Below are 6,531 nucleotides of genomic sequence, written 5' to 3'. Positions count from 1 at the left end.
AACAGAAACCGCTTCTGATAGTCAGCGTCGCCGTCGTCGGCTTCCCCGTCCGGGTCCAGCACCGCACGCAGATACCGCCCCGCACGCGCGATCTCCGCAGGAGTCGCCTGATCCGCCAGCCCCACCAGAATCGGCTCCGCCAACGCCGCCTGCGCATCCGTCAGCCGCGCGGTCGCCGAACAGATCGCCGTCACCGCACCCTCAGCCAGGCTCCCCTGCGCGAACCGCGCCCGCACCGTCGGCAGGCGGGCAAGCTCGGTCGCCAACGCCAGCACCCGGCCCGCCCCGGCCACACTCATCCCCGCCGCCCCCCGCAACCACGACCGCGTCGAGGCATGACCAGCCCGCTTGGCCTCACCCGCGGCATGCACCCGCTCCACCCGCGCCGCGATCGCCGAGATCAGCCGGTCACGCGCGAACAGCAGATCCTCCGCCTCCGCCAGACACACCCCCGGCGCGTCCGGCACCACCCCCACCGCCAACGCCGACGCGACCTGCCGGACCTGCGCCACCAACGGCCACGACGCCCGACCCGCGTGGGAAGAGCCATCGCCAGGAGTGAGCCCTTCCTGCTCGGCGGTTACAGACCCGGCCTCGCCGCCGCCCGGCCCCTCAGCGGGCGGGAAGGTTTCATCGCCGTCAGAATCCTCGCGGGAACGGCCGGCACCATCACGGCCCAACACCCCCTCGGAAGTGGGGGCGGAAGCGGGAGGCCCGGTGGAGCTCCATGGCTCACCTGTGAGCGGCATCTCCCTGTGGGAACCGTCGCCGCCCGGAACGTGTGGGAAAAGATCCCAGCCGTTGTCAGGGGCAAGGGCTGAACTGCCGTCCGATCCCCGGGATTTCACTTTCGAGGTGATGTGCTCCCACCAGTCGGCATCGCATGGACCAGGTGAAGGTGGGCGCTCATCTGGCGGCGAGAAAAACACCGACGATCCAAAGGATTCCGGCACGCCCGCCTCCTCTCGGTCGCATGGTCAATCGAATGCGTATACGAATAATGGCACATGCGAACGGGTGTTCGCAAGCTTTTTTGAGTGAATGGAGAGACGGTTTTCTTGGCGAGAATTCGCAATAAGTCCCTTTTGTGGAATAGGTGATTGCCTGATTTTTCCAGACAGACGGGAATTGGTGAAAAGTGCTTCATATCCCCGGTCTTGTCCGCTTTGTCGTGACTGGCGGCAATTGTGGAGAGTGTGGCCCGATTTGAAGGTCGACGATTTGAATGTCGAGATTATGGAAGGGCGGCATTCGCCCCGGCCAGAAGAGACCCTGCGTCGGTCACGATGTCGCCGTCGAACCAGGTCACGCTCCGGAGCTTCCACGACACCATCGAGTGACATGAACAGCCCGGCCACGCGGCCTGCTGCGCCGTCCGTAAGCGTTCACCGGAATCGAGGGAGGCGAAGCGGGCTGCGCGGGGACCGCAGGTTCCTGCCGGCGACGTGACCGGCCCGGCCAAGGTTCGGACACCCCACTACCTTGAGCGGCCGACTGGTGTCCCAATCGGCCGAAAGTACCGTTCGCGCGGCGCCGGCCGTACCTTCGGCCGATACCGAGGCCAGGGTCGGGTCCGCAGGATCAACCCATGACATATCAACATCCCAGTCCGGTGCTGAAAGCCGAGGGCCAGGCCAAGAAAGGCAAGGGTTGTCCGGCGCCGGCCGACCGTCGTCCGAGTAGTGGAAAGCCGAGGCTGCGCACTCTGGTCCTGCGGGGCGGACTGGCCGCCGTCGCCGGGCTGCTCACTCTGGCGGTCCCTGCCTCCTGGGCGCCGGCGTCCGCCTCGCCCGCGCTCGTGCCTGCTTCCGTCGGCCCTTCGGCCACGTCGAGCAGCACACCGTATCTGCCCAAGCCGACCGGTCCCCATCCGGTCGGGACGACGTCCCTGCATCTGAAAGACGCCTCTCGCCCCGACCCGTGGGTCCCCGGGGCCAGGGTGAGGGAGCTCATGGTCTCCCTTGGTATCCGGCGAAGTCGCGGAACGGGCGGCGCGCACCGTACGTGACTCCCAAGGAGTCGGAGCTGATCCTTGAAGGCAAGGGGGTGACGAGCGTGCCGTCCGAAGTGCTGAGCAGGACGCGGACCAACGCGTTCAGCGACGCGCCCCCGGCGGGCGGTAGGCGTACCCTGCCCCTTGTTGTGATCTCTCCGGGTTTCACCGACCCCCGAAGCTCGCTCACCGCCCTGGCCGAGGAACTGGCGAGCAGAGGTTACGTGGTAGCCGGCATCGACCACACGTACGAGACCTTCGCCACCACCTTCCCCGGCGGGAGGCTGACCACCTGCGCCGCATGCGAGCTCGAATCCGACGACTTCGGTAAGAAAGCGGTGGAGAACCGGGCGGTCGACGTCTCCTTCGTGCTCGACGAGCTGACCGGCCCGCATTCCACGTGGAAGGGCGCTTCGTTGATCGACCCGTCCCGGGTCGCGATGGTGGGCGCGTCCCTCGGAGGTGCGAGCGCCGCCGAGACCATGCTCAAGGACTCTCGGGTACGCGGCGGAATCAACATGGACGGCTTCATGTTCGCCCCGATCCCCGCGAGTGGGCTGGCGCGGCCGTTCCTGTTCCTGGGCCAGACCGTGCACAGTCCAGGAGGACAGGACACCACGTGGGATCGTGACTGGGCGCACCTGACCGGATGGAAGCGCTGGCTCGTGGTGGCCGGAGCGGTGTACGCGTCCTTCACCGACTATGACCTGCTGGCCCAGCAGATCGGCGTCAACCTCGGCGGTGACCTCTCCGGACCCCGCGCTGCGGAGATCACCCGCAGGTACGTCCGGGCCTTCCTCGACCTGCACCTGCGTGGTAAGGCGCAGCCCCTGCTGGAGAAGCGGTCGGCGCGCTACCCCGAGGTCAGGTTCTGCGCTCCGGAAACGAAGACCTGCGCGTAGCAGGCCCTTGACGGCATCCCGGGCCACCATGGACGAGAACCCCTCGTTGCGCACGTGATCCACGACCCCGACCTACTTATGGGCCGGGGTCGTTCCCGGGTACGCCGCGCCGGCGCTTGGGGCCCACGGGAACCTGGGCAACGTGAGCAGCCATGGATCCACCGGTGAGCTCGCCGGACCACCCGCGGGGGACCGAACTCGGATCCCGGTGCTGCCGACCGGAGAGAAACCGATGCGCCGCGGTAGGGCAACGGCGACGGCAACCGCCCTATAAGAAGTCCGAACAAAATGATTTAGGACGCGACCGAAGGCGTTGTACGCCGATCGGGGCTATGACCATGACAAGTACCGCCGGATGGTCTGGGCCGCAGGGGTCGAACCGGTCATCGCCCGCCGTGGCACCCCGCACGGATCCGGCCTGGGTGGGCATCGCCGGGTGATCGAGCAGGCGATCGCCCGGTTGCGTTGGTTCCGCCGCCTGCGCATCCGCTGGGAGATTCGCGACGACATCCACGAAGCCTTCATGATCCTCGCCGCCGCCATCATCTGCCGGCGACCGCCTCATCCACTGATCGTTCCGAGAGGACTTTGCATAGTGGTCGGGCCCGCGCAGCCTCACAGCCGGGATCTCAGCACGTCGATCTCACAGCCCGGCGCGAACGGGTCGAAGCCGTGTTCGACCAGCCAGCGAACATTCAGCAGGCTTCGCAGCGACCACCACGCGCGGATCACGTCGAGGTCGACGTCGGTGCCGTAGCCGGCGACGACGTCGCCGAGGTGCTCCTCGTGTCCGAGCGTCAAGGTGGCGAGGTCGTACAGGGCATCACCTTGGCCTGCCTCGGACCAGTCGATGATGCCCGTGACCTCGTCGCCGTCGACGAACACGTGATCGATCTGCAGGTCGCCGTGCGTGAAGACCGGTGTCCACGGCCGGAGCGCGGCCTCGGCGACCTGGCGGTTGCGGGTGACCAGGTCGGCGGGCAGGACGCCGTTCGTCACGAGCCACTCGCACTCGCCATCGAGATCCGCCGCCAACTCGTCGAGGCCCCGGCCGGCCTGGCCGGGCCTGGGCGGCAACGGCACGTCGTGCAACCTCCGGATGGCGGCGCCCGCCGCGGCCCACGCTGCCGGGGACGCGGTCGACGGCTCGCCGAGGCGGCCGAGCGCCGTCCCCGGGACTGCGGCGATCGCGAGCACCGGCGGCTTGTGCCACAGGACCTTCGGGGTAGGGACCGGCGCCAGGGCCATCGCCTCGACCTCGACGTCGAGGCGCGCCTGATCGGCGTCCACCTTCAGGAACACGTCGCCGACGCGCAGGGTCGCGCGCTCGGAATGGGCGACGACCACTTTGACCTCATCCATGGGCGACCAGTATCCCGGGGATGATCGTCGACGTCACCGGGTTTATCGCGTGCGATTGCGCGGCTGACCGCGTCCCGCTACCAAGCGGCCTCGTGCGCGACACCGACCGCCGACCAGGTCAAGTCCACCACTCTTGTTAGGAGGCCTAAGCCCCTATATAGGGATAAAGGGGGATTGGTCTACGGGATTCCCGGGGAAAGCGCGGGCTCTGGGCTGAGTCTGAGAACTCTGCAGGGACGTCCGATTTCTCCATCATTCGGGTGAAGTCCGGTTATCCGTCCACACTGTACGGAAACGGATCGGCGTGTGTAGGGAAATCGCGCCAAACCGCGGATTCCGATGATGGTGTAATTTACCGGAAGTAATCCACTCCAATCGCCATCGACGCTCCGCGGTCTTTTGCCGCTCCGGGGATTTTCTTGCGATCAACCTGATTCTTCGGCGGGTACGCACGGTCCCGTCGCTTCAATGGAAATCTTTCGGGTCGTGACCGGCTGACGCCGCGTTCACCTGTGTGGGCGCTCGTCAGCCGGGGATCCGTCTGGGGATTTCGGAAACGCTCAGTGCGTTTTCCCTCCGCAGTGGATTTCGTATTGATGCCGACATGTCCGGTGAAGGTTCACGCGAGTCCTTTCAGGAGAATCCGTGCAAGGTTTTTCTCGACGAGCACCGCTGGTCGCGGCGCTCGCCATGGCCACAGCGGCATTCCTGGGCGGCGTCGCCCAGGCAGACGTCACCGCCTCGGCCACGGGCCTCCGGCCGCATGTGCTGCCGACCCTGGAGAGAACGCCCACCGCCAAGCCCACCGCCAAGCCCACCGCCAAGCCCGCCGTCGCTTCGAGGCCGGGAACCGTCGCGCCCGGTGTCGCTTCGAGGCCGGGAACCGTCGCGCCCGCCGTCACTACGACGCCGGGAACCGTCGCGCCCGCCGTCGCTCTCACGCCGAGAACCGTCACGCAGGTCTGCGGCCTGCCCTATGTTCAGGGCAATCCGAACCTCGGCCCGTTGAACCTTCCGCAAAACGGATGGCTGGCCAAGATCCTGAAGGGCTACGTGCCTCTCGGCGGGCTGAAGCCGATGGAGTTCATCGATCGCTACTGGAACGAGTCGGCCAACGGATGGCGCTATCCGACGGACTTCGGTTTCGCCCATTCCGGGGGCTACGGCAACGGCAGGCCGCTCATCTCATCGGTAGTCCTCCTGGTTGGGACGAAACTCGACCGCTTCGGCGGTGAGGGCGGATCGTTCCTCGCGCCGTACGGCACGCCGTACGTACGGAGGTCCCTCCCGCCGAACAACCTGAACACGTTCTCCGGCGACCCCGGGCACCCGTGCAACTATCACGCGTACGAGGTCGTCAGGGCGTTCACCGTCGACGCCGGGCCGGCCGCCTCCGCGTTCCAGCAGCAAGGGGTCGGCAGGCAGTACCACCTGCTCAGCAGGTACATCCCTGAGGCGCCGCAGATGCCCGCCGAACTGCCGGTGAGCTGGCTGGTCGCCAATGGATACCTCAAGCGGCTGAACTGATCGGCCTCGCCCGACCGCATCGCCCCTCCCGGCTTCTCGACTGCCGGGAGGGGCGCGCCGCCGACTATGTGGCCTTCCTGCCCAAGGGCGGGAGGGCCGTCGGCATTCATGCCGGAGAACGCGTCAATGACGGCTCGGGCCGCGTCCCCAGGGGATGAGATGCCGAAGCTGCTGGTCGATCGGTGGTGCGCCGATGCGGTTGTCCACCTCGACGTACGGCACGGCGGGCGGCTCGTTCACCCGGATGGCCTGGAGGTACTCCTCGAACCGTTCGAGCTTCTGGCCGTCCCTGGGCAGCCCGCGCTCGACCAGCCGGGAGCGCAGGGTGGGGCCGTCGGAGCGGACCCACAGGAGACGGACGGGAGGTCCGCCCAGGTCGGTGACCCAGTGACGCCACAACTCGGCGTCATGGACCTGGGAGGTGAACGGCCCGCTGAGCATCACCGGGCAGCCGTGCGAGCGGATCTCGTACGCGGTGGCGGTCAGGCCGTCGTATTCGTGGCGCTTGATGTGCCGGTCGTACCAGGGGCCCTCGCGCTCGCCGCCGGGTCTGCCGTAGGCGGCGAGGGTGGCCTCGACGAAGGCCCCGTAGACCGTGTCCTTGTCCAGGAGGGCGGGCACGGGATCCAGACGGCGCAGCAGCGCCGAGCAGACCGTCGACTTGCCCGCTCCGGGAGGGCCGGACACGATCCAGACGGGCGGTCTCACCACTCCATCATGGGTCATGTCCGGCGCGCGCGGCCCTTG

General features: G+C 67.4%; 5 protein-coding genes. 2 read left to right on the top strand and 3 right to left on the bottom strand.

From position 1 onward, the window contains the following. Nucleotides 1-512, bottom strand: a 512-nt coding sequence (locus tag AWQ71_RS42855) for a DUF222 domain-containing protein (protein ID WP_169806685.1), incomplete at its 3' end; no start/stop codon positions are given. A 1,492-nt stretch (nucleotides 513-2,004) separates the two neighbouring features. On the opposite strand from AWQ71_RS42855, the gene AWQ71_RS32085 reads away from it, so the two are divergent. Beyond that, entirely contained in the window at nucleotides 2,005-2,895 is an 891-nt protein-coding gene (locus AWQ71_RS32085; protein ID WP_245658689.1) for an alpha/beta hydrolase family protein, read from the top strand. Between the two features lie 615 nt (nucleotides 2,896-3,510). Here the strand turns inward: AWQ71_RS32085 and AWQ71_RS32080 are convergent. After that, the gene (locus AWQ71_RS32080) at nucleotides 3,511-4,257 is read right to left on the bottom strand and encodes a phosphotransferase family protein (RefSeq protein ID WP_067140343.1); all 747 of its coding nucleotides are present in this window, start codon (nucleotides 4,255-4,257) and stop codon (nucleotides 3,511-3,513) included. A 645-nt stretch (nucleotides 4,258-4,902) separates the two neighbouring features. On the opposite strand from AWQ71_RS32080, the gene AWQ71_RS32075 reads away from it, so the two are divergent. Beyond that, complete coding sequence (locus tag AWQ71_RS32075; protein WP_157570699.1) at nucleotides 4,903-5,784, top strand: TNT domain-containing protein; 882 nt, start codon at nucleotides 4,903-4,905, stop codon at nucleotides 5,782-5,784. A gap of 123 nt (nucleotides 5,785-5,907) precedes the next feature. On the opposite strand, the gene AWQ71_RS32070 is transcribed toward AWQ71_RS32075, so the two are convergent. After that, nucleotides 5,908-6,510: a P-loop nucleotide/nucleoside kinase family protein gene (locus AWQ71_RS32070; RefSeq protein WP_067140340.1), complete on the bottom strand. Its 603-nt coding sequence runs from the start codon at nucleotides 6,508-6,510 to the stop codon at nucleotides 5,908-5,910. Nucleotides 6,511-6,531: the final 21 nt, after the last annotated feature.

The organism is Microtetraspora malaysiensis (assembly GCF_001528665.1).
GTDB lineage: Bacteria > Actinomycetota > Actinomycetes > Streptosporangiales > Streptosporangiaceae > Microtetraspora_A > Microtetraspora_A malaysiensis.
This window is presented reverse-complemented; position numbering and strand designations above follow the sequence as displayed.

Coding starts and splice junctions, on each gene's coding strand:
- AWQ71_RS32080 (WP_067140343.1), bottom strand. CDS start 4,257: ATGGATGAGGTCAAAGTGGTCGTCGCCCATTCCGAGCGCGCGACCCTG.
- AWQ71_RS32070 (WP_067140340.1), bottom strand. CDS start 6,510: ATGACCCATGATGGAGTGGTGAGACCGCCCGTCTGGATCGTGTCCGGC.